The 16,484-nt window shown below is 71.4% G+C and carries 12 protein-coding genes; 9 read left to right on the forward strand and 3 right to left on the reverse strand.

Annotated elements, in window-relative coordinates:
* Positions 1–409 precede the first annotated feature (409 nt).
* From kdpF to ACFWN2_RS02330, 6 genes are read left to right on the forward strand one after another with little or no spacing between them, the layout of a single operon-like run.
* Positions 410–511 carry a K(+)-transporting ATPase subunit F gene (gene kdpF, locus ACFWN2_RS02305; RefSeq protein ID WP_382424330.1) on the forward strand — a complete coding sequence of 34 codons (102 nt, stop codon included), beginning with the start codon at positions 410–412 and terminating at the stop codon, positions 509–511.
* Positions 511–2,148, forward strand: coding sequence for a potassium-transporting ATPase subunit KdpA (gene kdpA / locus ACFWN2_RS02310; RefSeq protein ID WP_382424332.1), 1,638 nt, complete (start codon positions 511–513; stop codon positions 2,146–2,148). Before kdpF ends, kdpA begins: the two co-directional genes overlap by 1 nt.
* A complete protein-coding gene (kdpB, locus tag ACFWN2_RS02315) occupies positions 2,145–4,175 on the forward strand; it encodes a potassium-transporting ATPase subunit KdpB (RefSeq protein ID WP_382424333.1) in 2,031 nt (676 codons plus the stop codon). Before kdpA ends, kdpB begins: the two co-directional genes overlap by 4 nt.
* A gap of 4 nt (positions 4,176–4,179) precedes the next feature.
* On the forward strand, positions 4,180–4,704 hold the full coding sequence (locus ACFWN2_RS02320) for a potassium-transporting ATPase subunit C (RefSeq protein ID WP_382424335.1): 525 nt from the start codon (positions 4,180–4,182) through the stop codon (positions 4,702–4,704).
* A complete protein-coding gene (locus ACFWN2_RS02325) occupies positions 4,685–7,255 on the forward strand; it encodes a DUF4118 domain-containing protein (RefSeq protein ID WP_382424337.1) in 2,571 nt (856 codons plus the stop codon). Before ACFWN2_RS02320 ends, ACFWN2_RS02325 begins: the two co-directional genes overlap by 20 nt.
* Positions 7,252–7,935, forward strand: coding sequence for a response regulator (locus ACFWN2_RS02330; RefSeq protein WP_382424339.1), 684 nt, complete (start codon positions 7,252–7,254; stop codon positions 7,933–7,935). The genes ACFWN2_RS02325 and ACFWN2_RS02330 overlap by 4 nt, the downstream gene beginning before the upstream one ends.
* 96 nt (positions 7,936–8,031) lie before the next feature.
* Here the strand turns inward: ACFWN2_RS02330 and ACFWN2_RS02335 are convergent, their stop codons facing one another.
* Positions 8,032–10,275: an ATP-binding protein gene (locus ACFWN2_RS02335; RefSeq protein WP_382424341.1), complete on the reverse strand. Its 2,244-nt coding sequence runs from the start codon at positions 10,273–10,275 to the stop codon at positions 8,032–8,034.
* Positions 10,276–10,385: 110 nt separating this feature from the next.
* On the opposite strand from ACFWN2_RS02335, the gene ACFWN2_RS02340 reads away from it, so the two are divergent.
* Positions 10,386–10,658, forward strand: a complete 273-nt coding sequence (locus ACFWN2_RS02340; protein WP_382424342.1) for a hypothetical protein — start codon at positions 10,386–10,388, stop codon at positions 10,656–10,658.
* The gene (locus ACFWN2_RS02345) at positions 10,655–12,787 is read left to right on the forward strand and encodes a TOMM precursor leader peptide-binding protein (RefSeq protein WP_382424343.1); all 2,133 of its coding nucleotides are present in this window, start codon (positions 10,655–10,657) and stop codon (positions 12,785–12,787) included. Before ACFWN2_RS02340 ends, ACFWN2_RS02345 begins: the two co-directional genes overlap by 4 nt.
* A 10-nt stretch (positions 12,788–12,797) precedes the next feature.
* On the opposite strand, the gene ACFWN2_RS02350 is transcribed toward ACFWN2_RS02345, so the two are convergent.
* Positions 12,798–13,796, reverse strand: a complete 999-nt coding sequence (locus ACFWN2_RS02350) for an Acg family FMN-binding oxidoreductase (RefSeq protein WP_382424345.1) — start codon at positions 13,794–13,796, stop codon at positions 12,798–12,800.
* A 141-nt stretch (positions 13,797–13,937) separates the two neighbouring features.
* Between ACFWN2_RS02350 and ACFWN2_RS02355 the strand changes: the two genes are divergently transcribed.
* Positions 13,938–15,779 carry a GAF domain-containing protein gene (locus tag ACFWN2_RS02355; RefSeq protein ID WP_382424347.1) on the forward strand — a complete coding sequence of 614 codons (1,842 nt, stop codon included), beginning with the start codon at positions 13,938–13,940 and terminating at the stop codon, positions 15,777–15,779.
* A gap of 6 nt (positions 15,780–15,785) precedes the next feature.
* On the opposite strand, the gene ACFWN2_RS02360 is transcribed toward ACFWN2_RS02355, so the two are convergent.
* Entirely contained in the window at positions 15,786–16,442 is a 657-nt protein-coding gene (locus tag ACFWN2_RS02360) for a response regulator (protein ID WP_382424348.1), read from the reverse strand.
* Positions 16,443–16,484 lie beyond the last annotated feature (42 nt).

Here is a 16,484-nt window from a genome sequence, read left to right on the forward strand (position 1 = left end):
GTTTTGTGGCGTGGGTTTTTTTTGTGGGGGGGGTTGGGGGCGGGGGTGGCGGGGGGGCATTGGGGGGGGGCGCCCGTGGGCGCTCGGGCGGGCCCCCCCCGCGCTGTTCGTGCTGCCGCGTGAACGCGATCCCGCCGGGTCGCCCAGATCACATCGCGTAACCCTCCAGGACCCCCATCGGGTGAGACCCGGATCGCTCCCCGTAAAGATCCCGTCAAGGAACCCACCACGGGTGTCAAGGTGCTGTCAGAGCGCGCTGACCAGCAGGTTTCCGTGATGCACGCTGTCGCCCGTAAGGGTCACATCGTGTCGTCGGAAGGGAGCGCGTCATGGCCGACCTGGCCTACGCGTTGCTGCTGATCGTGAGCTTCCTCGTGCTGGGGCTCACCGTGCGCGGACTGGAGAAGCTGTGAGCGGCACCGGTCTGATCGCGAACGTCGTCGCGGGCGTCCTCGCCCTGGCGTTGATCGTCTACCTGTTCATCGCACTCGTCCGGCCGGAGAAGTTCTGATGTCACCCCTCGTGGCCGGCCTTCTGCAGGTCGGCATCCTCGTCGCGGCCCTGGCGGTCGTGTACCGGCCTCTCGGCGACTACATGGCGCGCGTCTTCCGCGTCCGGGAAGCCGAGAAGCAGAAGCACTCGAAGGTCGAGCTGGCGATCTACCGCTTCGCCCGCATCGACCCCGACGCCGAGCAGAAGTGGAGCACCTACGCGTACGGCGTGCTGGGCTTCTCGTTCGTCGGCATCGTGTTCCTCTACGTGATCCAGCGGATCCAGAGCGTCTTACCGTTCGGCTTCGACCGCGGCAACGTGCCGGAGGGCATGTCGTTCAACACGGCGATCAGCTTCGTGACCAACACGAACTGGCAGTCGTACGTGCCGGAAGCCGTCATGGGCCACACGGTCCAGATGATCGGCCTGTCCGTGCAGAACTTCGTGTCGGCCGCGGTGGGCCTGTCCGTCGCCGTCGCATTGATCCGCGGATTCGTGCGGCACCAGACGGACCGGCTCGGCAACTTCTGGGTCGACCTCACCCGCGGCACGCTCCGGATCCTGCTGCCGCTGGCGTTCGTCTTCGCGATCGTGCTGATCGCACTGGGTGTCACGATGAGCCTCAAGTCCGGTGTGGACGTGGACGGCCAGACCGTCGCGAACGCGCCCGTCGCATCGCAGGAGGCCATCAAGGAGCTCGGCACCAACGGTGGTGGCGTGCTGAACGCGAACTCGGCGCACCCGTTCGAGAACCCGAACGAGTGGTCGAACCTCGTCGAGATCTTCCTGCTGCTGGTGATCCCCGTGGCGCTGACCCGCACGTTCGGCCGGATGGTCGGCCAGACGAAGCAGGGTTACGTGCTGCTGGGCGTCATGGGCACCATCTGGACGGCGATGCTCGCGGTCATCTGGGGTGCGGAGGCGAGCGGCCTGAGGCCGTTGGAGGGCAAGGAACTCCGGTTCGGCGTCGCCGGCAGCGCCCTGTTCGCGAACTCGACGACCGGTACGTCGACCGGCGCGGTCAACTCGTGGCACGACAGCTTCACCGGTCTCGGTGGCGGCGGCACGTTGCTGAACATGCTGTTCGGCGAGATGACGCCGGGCGGGGTCGGCACGGGGCTGTACAGCATCCTGGTGATGGCGATCATCGCGATGTTCCTGGCAGGCCTGATGGTCGGCCGCACGCCCGAGTACCTGGGCAAGAAGCTCGGCCGCAGGGAGGTCACGGCGGCGGCGGTGTCGATTCTCGCCATGCCGACCGTGGTGCTGATCGGCGCGGGCATCGCCGCGATCCTGCCGAGCACGCAAGGGGTTCTGAACAACCCCGGCGAGCACGGGCTGTCGGAGATCCTCTACGCCTACGCGTCGGCGTCGAACAACAACGGCAGCGCGTTCGGCGGCATCACGGTCACCAGCGACTGGTTCCAGTCCTCGCTCGGCCTGTGCATGCTGTTCGGCCGGTTCGTCCCGATCATCGCGGTGCTCGCGCTCGCCGGATCCCTTGCGGCGCAGAAGAAGGTGCCGGTCACGGCGGGCACGCTGCCCACCACCGGCCCGCTGTTCGCCACCCTGCTCGGGGCCAGCATCGTGCTGGTCGCCGCGCTGACGTTCGTTCCCGCCCTTGCACTCGGTCCCATCGCGGAGGCACTGCTGTGACCAGCACTCTTCAGCGGACTCCGGAAGAGCTCCGCGACCGGCACGCCGAGAACCCCGGCCACCAGGTCGGTGCCGGCGTCTTCGACCCCAAGCAGCTGCTCAAGTCGTTCCCGGACGCGCTGCGCAAGTTCGACCCGCGCCACCAGCTGCGCAACCCGGTCATGTTCGTCGTCTGGGTCGGCTCGCTGCTGGTCACGTTCTTCGCGGTCGTCGAGCCCAGCGTCTTCAGCATCGCGGTCACGCTGTGGCTGTGGTTCACGGTCCTGTTCGCGAACCTCGCCGAGGCCGTCGCGGAAGGTCGCGGCAAGGCTCAGGCCGAGTCGTTGCGCAGGACCAAGAAGGACGCCGTCGCGCGGCTCGTGAACGGTGACGTCGTCGCCGGAACCGAGCTCAAGATCGGTGACCTGGTCGTGGTCGAGGCCGGCGAGGTGATCCCCGGCGACGGCGACGTGGTCGAGGGCATCGCGACCGTCGACGAGTCGGCGATCACAGGGGAGTCCGCGCCGGTCATCCGCGAGTCCGGCGGTGACCGTTGCGCGGTCACGGGTGGCACGACCGTGTTGTCGGACCGGATCGTCGTGCGGATCACGACCAAGCCCGGCGAGTCCTTCGTGGACCGGATGATCGCCCTGGTCGAAGGCGCGGAACGGCAGAAGACGCCGAACGAGATCGCGCTGACGATCCTGCTGTCCACGCTGACGATCATCTTCCTGCTCGCGGTCGTGGCGCTGCAGCCGTTCGCGATCTACTCCGGCGGCGAGCAGTCGGTGATCGTGCTGACCGCGCTGCTGGTCTGCCTGATCCCGACGACGATCGGCGCGCTGCTGTCCGCCATCGGCATCGCGGGCATGGACCGGCTGGTGCAGCGCAACGTGCTGGCGACGTCGGGCAAGGCCGTGGAGGCGGCCGGCGACATCGACACGTTGCTGCTGGACAAGACCGGCACGATCACCTGGGGCAACCGGCGCGCGACGGAGTTCATCCCCGTCGGACCGACGTCCGAGGAGGAACTGGTCGCGGCCGCACGGCTGGCGAGCCTCGCCGACGACACCCCGGAAGGCCGCAGCATCCTCGAACTGGCGGGCGGTGAACCCGCCACCGACCACGAGAAGACCGGCGAGTTCGTGCCGTTCACGGCGCAGACCCGCATGTCCGGCATCGACCTCGGCGACCGCAGCATCCGCAAGGGAGCCGCGTCCGCGTTCGAGCTGACCGACACCGCCCGCGAGATCGTGGACGAGATCAGCGCCGACGGCGGCACGCCGCTCGTCGTGGCCGAGAACGACGTGGTGCTGGGCATCATCCGGCTCTCGGACGTCGTGAAGCCCGGCATGAAGGAACGGTTCGCCGAGCTGCGCGCCATGGGCATCCGGACGGTCATGGTCACGGGCGACAACCCGTTGACCGCCAGGGCCATCGCGGGCGAGGCCGGCGTGGACGACTTCCTGGCCGAGGCCAAGCCCGAGGACAAGATGGCCCTCATCCGCAAGGAGCAGGAGGGCGGGCGACTCGTCGCGATGACCGGTGACGGCACGAACGACGCGCCCGCGCTGGCCCAGGCGGACGTCGGCGTCGCGATGAACACGGGCACGTCGGCCGCGAAGGAGGCCGGCAACATGGTCGACCTCGACTCGGACCCGACCAAGCTCATCGAGATCGTGGAGATCGGCAAGCAGCTGCTGATCACGCGCGGTGCGCTGACGACGTTCTCCGTGGCGAACGACCTGGCGAAGTACTTCGCGATCCTGCCGGCCATGTTCGCGGCGATCTACCCGGCGCTGGACAAGCTCAACGTCATGCGCCTGGCCACGCCGCAGTCCGCGATCCTGTCCGCGGTGATCTTCAACGCCCTGGTGATCGTGGCGCTGATCCCGCTGGCGCTCAAGGGAGTCCGGTACCGGCCGTCCAGCGCCAGCGCGCTGCTGCGGCGCAACCTGCTGATCTACGGCCTCGGCGGTGTGGTCACACCGTTCGCCGGGATCTGGCTGATCGACCTGCTCGTGCGACTCATCCCCGGGATCGGCTGAACCAATGGACAACTTCTTCAAACAGGCGTGGGCAGGGCTCCGCATCCTGCTGGCGCTGACCGTGATCCTCGGCGTGGCCTACCCGGCCGTGGTGTGGGGCGTCTCCCGCGTCCCCGGCCTGCACGCCAACGCCGAGGCCACCGACACGACCCTGGTCGCGGTGGCACGAGAGGGCGACAAGTACTTCGTGCCGCGCCCGTCCGCCGCGACGCTGCCCGCGTCCGGTGGCTCGAACAAGAGCGAGATCAACGAGGACTACACCAAGGTCGTCGACGAACGCCGCACGGAGATCGCGCAGCGCGAAGGCGTGCCGGAGGACCAGGTGCCGCAGGACGCGGTCACCGCATCTGCCTCGGGCCTGGACCCGCACATCAGCCCGGCCTACGCGGAGATCCAGATCCCGCGCGTGGCCAAGGCTTCCGGTCTGCCGGTGGAGAAGGTGAAGGAACTGGTGGCCGCCGCGACCGAAGGCACGTTCACCACGACCGTCAACGTGACGGCGCTCAACCGTGCCCTCGACGCCGCCTGAGCGTCGCCGCGGCGAGCTGAGGATCTACCTCGGTGCCGCTCCCGGTGTCGGCAAGACCTTCGCCATGCTCGGCGAGGCTCACCGGCGCCGGGAGCGCGGCACCGACGTGGTCGTGGGCCTCGTCGAGACGCACGGCAGGGAGAAGACGCGGAACCTGCTGGACGGACTGGAGATCGTGCCGCGCAGGGAGTCCCGGCACCGCGGCGTCGACTTCTCCGAGATGGACGTCGACGCCCTGCTCGCTCGTGCGCCCGAGGTCGCGGTCGTGGACGAGCTGGCGCACACCAACGTGCCCGGCTCGCGCAACGCCAAGCGCTGGCAGGACGTCGAGGAACTGCTCGACGCGGGCATCGACGTCCTGTCCACGGTCAACGTCCAGCACCTGGAGTCGCTCAACGACGTCGTCCAGCGCATCACCGGTGTCCAGCAACGCGAAACGGTGCCGGACGAGGTGGTGCGCAGGGCAGACCAGCTCGAACTGGTCGACATCACGCCTGAGGCTCTGCGGCGCAGGCTCGCGCACGGCAACGTCTACGCCGCGCACAAGATCGATGCCGCGCTGGGCAACTACTTCCGGGTCGGCAACCTGACGGCGTTGCGGGAACTGGCGTTGCTGTGGGTGGCCGACCAGGTCGACGTCGCCCTGCAGCGCTACCGGAGCGAACAGCGGATCACCGACACGTGGGAGACGCGCGAACGAGTCGTCGTGTCGGTGACCGGCGGGCCGGAGAGCGAGACGCTCATCCGCCGCGCCAGGCGGATCGCGTTGCGGGCCGGCGCCGAACTGCTCGTGGTGCACGTGATGCGCGGTGACGGGCTCACCGGCGCGACGCCCGAGCTGATCGCGAAGTGCCGCAGGATCGCCGAGGACCTCGGAGCGACGTTCCACCAGGTCGTCGGGGACGACGTGCCGACGGCGCTGCTGGAGTTCGCACGGGGGGTCAACGCCACCCAGCTCGTGCTGGGCACCTCGCGCAGGTCGCGGCTCGCGCGGGCGTTCGACGAGGGCATCGGCGCCTCGGTCGTGCAGGAGTCCGGCGCGATCGACGTCCACATGGTCACGCACGACGAGTCGCACCGCGGCCTGCGCTGGAAGATCGGCCGCAACGCGCTGAGCCCCTCGCGGCAGGCCGCGGGCTGGGCGGCGTCGGTGCTGCTGCCGGGGCTGACCACCGTGCTGGGCCTGTTCTGGCGCGACGACGTCACCTACTCCACCGAGCTGTCCGGGTTCCTGCTCGCCACCTGCGCGGTCGCGTTGGTCGGTGGACTGGGACCGGCGCTGGTCAGCGCGTTCCTGGGCGCCGGACTGCTCAACTACTTCTTCACCGAGCCCTACTACAGCCTCGCGGTCAACTCGCCCGAGAACGTGATCACGCTGGTGGCCATGGTGATCGTGGCGACGATCGTCGCCCTCGTGGTCGACCGGGCGGCACGGCTGGGGGAGCAGGGTGCTCGCGCCCGCACGGAGGCGGCGTTGCTCGCCTCGTACTCCCGCACGGTGCTCACCAGCCCGTACCCGCTGGCACGGCTGCTGGAGAAGATCAGGGAGAACTTCGGCCTGGAGTCGGTGGCCCTGCTGGAGAAGCGGGGCGCGGACTGGGAACGCGTCGCGTGCGTCGGCGCGCGCCCGTGCGACGACCCGGACGAGGCCGACGCCGACATCGCCGTCACCTCCGACATCCACCTGGCCTTGAGGGGCAGAACCCTGCCCGCGAGCGACCAGCGCGTGCTGGAGGCGGCCGCAGGCCAGGCCCTGATGGCGTTGCGGCAGCAGCGCATGGCGGAGGAGACCAGGGACGCCCAGCGCAAGGTCGAGACGACCGAGCTGCGCACCGCCCTGCTCTCGGGCGTCGGGCACGACCTGCGGACCCCGCTGACGTCGATCAAGGCCGCGATCGGCAGCCTGCGCGACCGCGACCTGAGACTGTCCGAGGAGGACACTTCCGAGCTCATGGAGACCGTGGAGGAGTCCGCCGACCGCCTCAACGGACTGGTGGACAACCTGCTCGACTCCTCACGCCTCGCCACCGGTTCCGTCGCGCCGATCATGCGCCCGGTCGGCTACTACGAGGTCGTCGCCAGAGCGTTGTCCGCTGTGGACGAACGGCGCGCGGTTACGGTCGACGTGGACGAGGACCTGCCTCCCGTGGACGCGGACATCGGCCTGCTCGAACGGGTCGTGGCCAACGTCATCGACAACGCGCTGCGCCACGGCCGGATGTCGCCGCGCCGCAGCGTCGACGTGGACGGCGACGGCCGGATCACCCAGGACGAACCGGAGGTCGCCATCCGCGCCAGCACCCACGGCGAGCACGTGGAGCTGCGGGTCGTCGACCACGGCCCCGGCCTGCACAAGAAGGCGCTCGCCGGTGTCTTCACCCCGTTCCAGCGCCTCGGCGACCGCGACGCCACGCCCGGCGTCGGCCTGGGGCTGAGCGTGGCCAAGGGGTTCACCGGCGCGATGGGCGGCGAGATCACCGCCGAGGACACCCCTGGCGGCGGGCTGACGGTCGTCATCTCGTTGCCGGTGCACAAGGAGAACAGCCGATGACCTCAGTGCTGGTGGTCGACGACGAACCGCAGATCGTCCGGGCGCTCAGGATCAACCTCAGCGCCCGCGGCTACGACGTCATGACCGCGTACGACGGCAGGACCGCGCTGAGCATCGCGGTCGAGGGCAAACCCGACGTGGTCGTGCTCGACCTCGGCCTGCCCGACATCGACGGCGTGGACGTGATCGCGGGCCTGCGCGGCTGGTCCACGACGCCGATCATCGTGCTGTCCGCGCGCGGCGACTCCACCGCCAAGGTCGAGGCGCTCGACGCGGGAGCCGACGACTACGTCACCAAACCGTTCGGCATGGACGAGCTCCTGGCCCGGCTGCGCGCCGCCGTGCGCAGGAAGGCCACCGCCGTGCACGCCCCGGACGAACCGGTCGTGCGGACGTCGACCTTCACCGTGGACTTCACGGTCAAACGCGTGCACCGCGGCGACCGGGAGGTGCACCTGACGCCGACCGAGTGGGGAATCCTGGAGATCCTCGCCCGCAACCCGGACCGGCTGGTGTCGCAGAAGCAGCTCCTGCAGGAGGTGTGGGGTCCCAAGCACCTCAACGAGACCCAGTACCTGCGGGTGTACATGGCGCAGTTGCGGCGGAAACTGGAGAAGAACCCCTCACAACCCAGGCACCTGATCACCGAACCCGGGATGGGCTACCGCTTCCAGCCCTGAGCCGACCGGTGGGCAACTGCGCCGTGCGGACGGACGCGGTGCGGTTACCGTGCCGATCATGTCCGGGGGAAACGAGCGGTATGTCGTGGTCGGGTGTCAGCGGCGTGGAGGCTTCACGGGCGACGTCGCCTGCGGGAGTCCGGAGATCAGGTCCTCCAGCCGCGCGACCTTCGCGGCGCGGTGGCCGGTCCGCGCCAGGTCCAGGGCGCGCAGCCACGTCCGGCGCGCCTCGTCGGCCTCACCGAGGTCGAGCAGGACCTCGCCGAGCGCGCGCAACGACTCCGCCTCGTGGCCGCGGTCGCCGAGCCCGTTCCACACGGCGGCGCTCGCGCGGTAGTGCTCGGCGGCGTCCGCGGGCCGGTCGGTGTGCCGGTAGATGAACGCGAGGTCCTCCAGGGTCGAGGCCTCGGCGGCGCTCTGGTGGCGCAGTCCGCGGCACATCTCCAACGCGCGCAGGCACAGCGGGAGCGCCTCGGCGAAGCGGCCGAGGCGGGCGGTGTGCCAGCCGACCGCGTTCAACGCCTCGGCCTCGCGGGCGGTGAACCCCGACGCCCGGAAGAGCTCCAGGGCCTTGGTCGCGTGCTCCAGGGCGCGTTCGTGGTCGCCCAGCTCCGCCCACGCCACCGTGATCGAACGGTGGGTGTGCGCGCGTTCGTCGAGGTCGTCACCCTGCTCGACGATCGCCAGCGCCGCGTGGAGGTGGTCGAACGCCTCGGGCAGGCGCAGTCGCGCGCACGCGTCGCCGAGCAGGCGGTGCGCCTTGCCCAGCAGCAGCGGGTCGCCGAGCCGTCGCGCTGCCGCGAGTCCGCGTTGCCACGTCCGGCGCTGGCCGTCCATCCGGTCGGCGCGGTAGTGGTAGGTGTTCAGCACCCACGCCAGCTGCCAGACGCGGGCGTGCCAGCCCTGCCGTTCGGCAGCCCGCTGCGCGTGCACCAGCGCGGTGTGTTCGGCGTCGAACCAGGTCAGCGCGTCGGCCCCGGTCAGCGGGCGGACGCCGGGCGCGGGCGGATCCAGGTCGATCGGCGGGATGTGCGGGGCGAGTGACGTCGCCAGGGGCAACGCCGTGTGCAGGTAGAAGTCGACCAACCGGCTCAGCGCGTCACGGCGTGCCTGCTCGGGGATGAGCTCCAACGCCCGTTCGCGCGCGTAGAGCCGCACGAGGTCGTGCATCCGGTACCGGCCTCCGGCGGAGCGTCCCACCAGGCTCGCGGTCTCCAGCTCGGCCAGCCGCCGCCGGGCGGGCACCGGGCCGAGGGCCTCCACCGCCGGCGCGCCGAGGTCCGCGGCGGGGGCGAGCGCCAGCAGGCCCGCCAGCTCGGCGGCCTCAGGGCTCAGCGCGTCGAACGACCAGGACAGCACGGCCCGCAGGCTGATCCCCGCCTCGTCGGTGTCGAGGGCGTCCAACCGCGCCGAGTGGTCGCGCAGCTCGTCGGCGATCCACCCCAGCGGTACGTCGGGGCGCACACTGGCGCGGGCGGCGGTGATCGCCAGGGCCAGCGGCAGTCCGGCGCAGTGCTCGACCACCGCGGTCACCGCGTCCGGCTCGGCGGCCACGCGGGCCTCGCCCAGCCGGGCGGTGAGCAGGGCGCGAGCCTCGTCGCCGGACAGCACGCCGAGGGGCAGCGAGACGGCCGCGTGCGTCGCGACCAGCGCGGTCAGCGCCCGGCGGCTGGTCACCACCACGGCGCAGGACGAGCCGCCCGGCAGCAACGGCACCACCTGGTCCGAGTCGGCCGCGTTGTCGAGCACCAGCAGCAACCGCCGGTCCGCGGTGACGCTGCGGTAGAGCGCGGACCGCTCCTGCTCGCCCGCGGGGATCGCGTCGGCGCCGACACCCAGCGCGGTCAGGAACGCGTGCTGGACGTCCGCGGGCAGCACCGGGTTCGCGTCGGGGCCGAAACCGCGGAGGTCCACGTGGAGCTGGCCGTCGGGGAACCGGCCGGTCTGCTCGTGGGCCCAGCGCAGCACCAGCGCGGTCTTCCCGGTGCCGCCGAGCGCCCACACCACGACGGGCACCTCACGCGACGCCGCGTCCAGCAGCGCCAGTTCCGGTGCGCGGCCGGTGAACCCGGCGGGAGCGGCGGGCAGCTGGCGGGGCACCGGCCGGTCCGCCGGGGGAGTGCCGCCGGCCGCGACCAGCAGTTCCTCCTCCTCAGCCGGTGCCAGCCCGAGCGCCCGCGCCAGCTGTCTGATCGAGCTGACCTGGGGGTTGGTGCGCCTGCCCGTCTCGACGCCGCGGATCGTGCTGACCGAGATCCCCGACCGCGCGGCGAGCGACTCCTGGGTCAGCCCGGCGCGCCTGCGGTGGTGGCGGACCAAGGCGGCGAACTGATCTGCCACAGAGCCAACCTAGCCGCCCGACCGGTCACAGAAGAACGGTTCGTGACCTGGTCGGGGTGATCACCCCGACCTCAGGATGGGGATGTCCGTCTGGGGAAGGGGAATCTGTCATGAAGGACTTCACCGCTGAGCTCGAGCAGGTCTTCGGCGTCGTGCCGAGCGCGGAGACCGGGCTGATGGTCGACACGTTCGACGGTGCCGACGTGGACGGCAACGCGGCCGTCGGCTGGAGCACCACCACCGGGCGTCCCGCCGTCGGGTGGAGCACCATCACCGGGCGTCCGGCGGTCGGGTGGAGCACCACGACCGGGCGTCCTGCCGTCGCCTGGACCAGCTGTCGCGTCGCGGCGACCGGCACCTGCCGCGTCGCTGTCCCGGCGTGACGTCGCACCACATCGGGTTCAAGCGGCACCTGCGTGCCGAGGTGGTACCGGGCGACGCGGTGTACGTGTTCTCCGAGGAGGACACCACCGCGTTGCGCGGCCCCCACGTCGAAGCTCTCGCCCCGCTGCTGGACGGCAGCCGGGACCTCGCCGCCGTGCGTCGTGACTTCGACGCGGCACCCGAACACGCCGCCGGTCTGCTGTCCGCGCTCGCGCGCGGTGGCCTCGTCGGACTGCGCACGTCCGGCTCGCCGTACTGGGACGCGCTGGGCGTCGACCCCGCGGGCACACCCGACGTCGACGTGATCACCCTCGGCGTCGACGCCGAGCTGCCCCCGATCACCGAGGGCGACGGCGCGCTGACCGTGGTGCTGGTGTCCGACGTCCTGGCCGACGGACTGTCCGAAGTGGACGCGAAGCTGCGTGCGGCAGACCGCCCGTGGCTGCTGGCCAAGCCGGTCGGCGCCAAGGTGTCCATCGGCCCGTTCTTCACGCCGGGCTCCGGTCCCTGCTACCACTGCCTCGCCCACCGGCTGTGGGCGAACCGGGCCGCCGAGGCCCACGTGCGCGACGCCCTGGGCCTGCCGGGTGCGGTTCCCCGCGCACAGGTCGGCTTTGAGCCGCTGCGGGCGATCGCGCTGAACCTGGTTGCCCTGGAGGCGGCCAAGTGGGTCGCCGGGCACCGGTACGACGGTCAGCGGGCCCTGTGGACGTTCGACAGCCGCGACCTCACGGGCCGCAGGCACTCCGTCTCCGCTCGCCCGCAGTGCCGGTCGTGCGGCGACCCCTCCCTGATGAGGGAACGGGCCTGGCGGCCGGTGGAGCTGGTCTCGCGCCCGAAGGCACACACCACGGGCGGAGGACACCGCTCCGCGTCGCCCGAGGAGGTGCTGTCGGCCTACCGCCACCTGGTCAGCCCCGTGACCGGGGTGGTGAAGGACCTCGTTCGCGACGACCGCGGCCCCGCGTTCTTCAACGCCTTCCGCTCCGGCCCCAACCTCGCCGTCGGCAACCGCGGCGCGGCCGACCTGCGCGCGGCCCTGCGCTCGCACAACGGCGGCAAGGGCGTCACCCCGCTGGACGCCGAGGTCGGCGCGCTGTGCGAGGCGCTCGAACGGCACAGCGGATACGCCGACGGCGACGAGGCGCGCGTGCGCGGCAGCTACCGCTCGCTCGGCACCCAGGCGATCCACCCGGACACCGTGCTGCTGTTCGACGCGCGCCAGTACGACGACCGCGACGCCTGGAACGCCGCCCACGCGGACTTCCAGCACGTCTGCGCGCCGTTCGACGACGACGTGGAGATGGACTGGACCCCGGTGTGGTCTCTGACCCGCAACGAGCACCGCCTGCTGCCCACGGGCCTGCTCTACTTCAGCGGCCACGTGGACGAGCGGCTCATGGCCGACTCGAACGGCAACGCGGCCGGCTCGTCGCTCGAAGACGCCGTCCTGCAGGGGATGCTGGAGCTCGTCGAACGCGACGCCGCCGCACTGTGGTGGTACAACAGGACTTCGCAGCCGCCGGTGGAACTGGCCGGCGACCCGTGGATCGACTCGCTGCGGGCCGTGCACGCGGGCCTCGGCCGCGAGGTGTGGGCGCTCGACCTGACCTCCGACATGGGCGTGCCGGTCGTGGTGGCGTTGTCCCGCAAGGTCTCCGGCGACCGCGACGACATCATGATGGGCTTCGGCGCGCACCTCGACCCGGCGCTGGCACTGCGCCGCGCGCTGACCGAGATGAACCAGATGATGCCCGACGTGCTGGCGGACGGAGGCGGGGACGACCCCGACTTCCGGCGCTGGCTCACCACCGCCACCGTGGCGAACCAGCCCTACCTGCTGCCGTCCGGTGCGCCGGTGGACCACCCGAGCACCGCGTCCGGCGACCTGCTGTCCGACGTGCTGGCCGTGCGGGCGCGGGTGGAGGAGGCGGGGCTGGAGGTGTTCGTGCTCGACCAGACCCGGCCGGACATCGGACTGCCCGTCGTGAAGGTGGTCGTGCCCGGCCTGCGCGGGTTCTGGTCCCGGTTCGCGCCGGGACGGTTGTTCGACGTGCCGGTGCGGCTCGGCAGGCTCGCCACCCCGACCCCGTACGAGGAGCTGAACCCGTTGCCGCTCTTCATGTGACGTCAGCTGATCAGCAGGGCGCCCGTTCGTCGGCACCGACCAGCAGGTCGGCGACCGGGCGTCGTGGCGTGGCGGGAACGGGTGTGCTGAAACCCAGGCGCAGCACGGTCTGCGGCACGAGCATGCCGCCGAGCGCGCGGCGCAGGTGCTCGCGGACGCGGCGCACCTCGATGGGCTGGGACAGGAACGACGCCGACAGGCCGTGCGTGGTCGCGGTGAGCAGGACGCGCTGCATCGCCTGGCCCGCCTGCACGTCGCCGAGCGGACCGTCGTAGTACGAGCAGAGCACCACGACGAGCGGGTCGGACTCGTAGTCCTTGCCCGGCAGGCGTTCGGGGCCCTGGAAGTCGCGGAACACCCACTCGTCCTGCGTCTCCGGACGCACACCCGCCGACGCGGGCGGGACTCCGTCGGCGGCGCCGGGCCGGTGTCCCGTGAGGGCCGCGAGCTCGGCCTGCACCGCCGCGTCGCCGAGCTGGATCTCGTGCGCCTGCTGGACGAACTTCTTGAGCCGCGCCCGCTCTTCCGGCGTCGTCACGACGTGCAGCCACGAGCGTTCCAGTTCGGCCGCGCGGACGAGCGCGTGCCGCTGGCGTGGGTCGACGGCCGCGTCGAGGAACGGACGGCGGTTCGTGCGCCTGCGCGGCACCGCGTCGAGCAGGGCCCGGTGCTCGGCGTCGATCCGCACGGCGCCTCCCCGCCGCACCACGGCGAGAGCACCGGGCGCGTCGTGGCCGGGCAGCACCGACACCAGTGGCCGCACACCCATGCTCTGCAGGGCGATCCGCAGGTTGAACAGGGCCGCGCCGCAGGACAGCCGCAGTTCGCGGTCCTCGGGGTCGGTCGCGGCCAGCCTGCGCGTCTCGTCGGGGTGCAGCTCGATCCGGTCGTGCCTCACCAGGAACCGCCAGGGCTGCGTGTTGTGCACCGAGGGTGCGAGCGAAGCGGTCGTGAGCGCTCTCTCGACCTGTTCGGGTTCCAGTCCCAGAGCCGCCGTCACCTCGGCCATTGCTGCTCACCCCATCGTCCTGCCCGTTGGAAGGTGTTGTCCCACCACTGTCCGCGCACCCGCGCACCGGTCCCACGGACCAAGGTCCCGACCTGACCGGGACCGCTTGGCGGCGCCCAGGCCGCGTGGAAGGCTTCATCCGTGGTGGAACCCGACGAGGGACCGTCCCGCAGCCTGCTCGCCGGCCTGCGGCTCGACGACCTGCTCGACGAGATGCGCGACCGCCTCGCGGAGATCGGTTCGACGCGGGACAAGATGCAGAGCCTGCTCGACGCCGTGCTCGCGGTCGGCGCCGGCCTGGAGCTGGACTCCACCCTGCAGCGCATCGTGCAGGCCGCGGTGGAGCTCGTGGGTGCCCGGTACGGAGCGCTGGGCGTGCTCGGCTCCCGGCACAACCTCTCGCGGTTCGTCTACGTCGGCATCGACCCCGAGACGCGTGCGCACATGGGCCACCTGCCCGAGGGCAAGGGCCTGCTCGGCCTGCTGATCAAGGACCCGCGGGCGATCCGCCTGCACGACCTGTCCGGCCACGCCGCGTCCGTCGGCTTTCCCCCGAACCACCCGCCGATGCACAGCTTCCTCGGCGTTCCGGTGCGGGTGCGCGACGAGGTGTTCGGCAACCTCTACATGACGGAGAAGAAGGGCGGCGGCGACTTCACCGCCGACGACGAGGTCGTGCTGGAGGCCCTCGCGGCCGCGGCGGGCGTGGCCGTGGAGAACGCCCGGCTGTTCGAACGGTCGCGGATGCGCGAGCGGTGGCTCGAAGCGACCGCGGAGATCAACGCGCAGCTCCTCACCGGAGCGACGGGGGAGGACGCGCTGCGGCTGATCGCCCAGCGCGCGGTCGAACTGGCCTCCGCCTCGTGGGCCGTCGTGCTGCTGCGGGACGGAGACCGGCTTCGCACGGCCGCGCGGGCGGGAACCGGCGCCGTGCCGGACGAGTTCACCGCGGACGCGCCCGTCCTCGCCCAGGTGCTGGAGACCGCCGCGCCGGCGCTGATCGAGCGGGTGGACGGGCAGTTGGGCGACCTGTCGGCGTTGATGGAGCGCGTGGACGGGCAGCAGGGCGACGTGCCGGCGCTGGTCGAGCGCGTGGACGGGCAATTGGGCGACCCGCCAGCCCCGGTCGAGCGGGTGGACAGGCAGCAGAGCGACCTGGCGCCCTCGACCGAGCGCGTGGACGGGCAGCAGGGTGACCTGCCCGCCCTGACCGGTGCCGCGGCCGTGTTGCCCCTGCGTGCCGGTGCCACCGTCACCGGCGTCCTGCTCGCGGTGCGGGACGAGGACGCACCGGCGTTCGGCGCGGATCTGATGCCGCTGCTGGCGTCGTTCGCCGACCAGGCCGTGGTCGCGATCGAGTTCGCCGAGAACCAGAAGGCCCGGCGGCTGGTCGACGTCCTGGAGGACCGCGACCGCATCGCCAGGGACCTGCACGACCACGTGATCCAGCGTCTGTTCGCGACGGGCATGAGCCTGCAGGGCTCGCTGACCTGGGTGACGCACCCGGAGGCCCGCAGGCGGGTCGCGAAGGCGGTCGGCCAGCTCGACCAGACCGTGCTGGAGATCCGCACCTCGATCTTCGACCTGCAGGCGGACGCGGGCGACACCGGGCTGCGGCGCAGGCTGCTCGACGTCGTCGCGGAGGCCACCGAGGGCGCGGAGGTGAGTCCCGCGATCCGGATGTCGGGCACCATCGACAGCCTGGTGCCCGACCGCATCGGCGACCACGCCGAGGCCGTGGTCCGCGAGACGGTCTGCAACGCGCTGCGCCACGCGCGGGCGACGGAGCTGACGCTCACCGTCGAGGCGGGCGACGCGCTGATCATCACGATGGTCGACAACGGCGTCGGCATGCCGCCCGAGGTCGCCAGGAGTGGTCTGCGCAACCTCGAACAGCGCGCCGCCGCGCTGAACGGCGCGCTCACCGTCGCGGGCGAGCCGGGCGGAGGCACGCGGGTGACGTGGCGCGTTCCGCTGGACTGAGCGTTCTCAGCCGGTCTCGTTGTCGTGCAACGGCCTGCGCAGCTGCGAGGACAGCACGGCGGCCTGCGTGCGGCGTTCGAGACCGAGCTTGGCGAGCAGGTGCGAGACGTAGTTCTTGACCGTCTTCTCGGCGAGGAACATCCTGTCGGCGATCTGCTTGTTCGTCAGACCGTCACCGATGTGGTCGAAGACGGTGCGCTCCTGCTCGGTGAGCGCCCGCACCGGGTCGCCCTGCTCGCGTTCCCTGCGGATGCGGTTGAGCAGCGCCGCCGTCGAACGTGCGTCCAAAAGGGACTGTCCTGCCGCGACGGTCCGCACGGCGGTGGTCAGGTCGGTGCCGAGGATGCGCTTGAGGACGAACCCGGACGCTCCGGCCATGATGGCGTCGAACAGCGCCTCGTCGTCGGTGAACGACGTGAGCATCAGGACGTTCAACGCGGGCAACCGGGAGCGCAGCTCGCGGCACAGCTCGATGCCGTTGCCGTCGGGCAGCCGCACGTCGAGCACCGCCACGTCGGGGTTCGCCGCGGGGACCATCGTGAGCGCCTCGGTCACCGAGGAGGCCTCGCCGACGACCTCCAGTTCGGGAGAGGCGCTGAGCAACTCCCTGATCCCGACGCGGACGACCTCGTGGTCGTCCACCAGGAAGACTCGCGACACCACCGCGACCACCTCTTCTCGCTCGTTCCGCGATCACGATCTCCC

The sequence above is a fragment of the Lentzea sp. NPDC058436 genome (assembly GCF_042721515.1).
GTDB lineage: Bacteria > Actinomycetota > Actinomycetes > Mycobacteriales > Pseudonocardiaceae > Lentzea.